We start from the raw sequence: 255 nt of genomic DNA, 5'->3' as shown, positions 1-255 counted from the left end.
GCATCACGACATGATGTTTAAAGATCTGAACCTGACGGATGCGCAGAAACAGCAGGTCCGCGAGATCATGAAAAGCCAGCGCGATCAGATGAAACGTCCTCCGCTGGAAGAGCGCCGCGCAATGCACGATATCATTGCGAGCAATACGTTTGACAAAGCAAAAGCGGAAGCGCAAATCGACAAGATGGCTGAGCAGCACAAAGCCGGCATGTTGGCCCGTATGGAAACGCAGAATAAGATTTACAACATTCTGAC

At 50.2% G+C, this 255-nt stretch carries 1 protein-coding gene; it reads left to right on the top strand.

Going from position 1 to position 255, the window contains the following annotated elements; all coding sequences use genetic code 11:
• The coding region (locus tag ACW4DH_RS19035) for a Spy/CpxP family protein refolding chaperone (protein ID WP_459637970.1) at positions 1 to 255 on the top strand (255 nt) is incomplete at both ends.

The organism is Halomonas sp. WWR20 (assembly GCF_054602495.1).
Note: the sequence above shows the minus strand (reverse complement) of the source record. Positions and strands in the feature narration are given on the sequence as shown.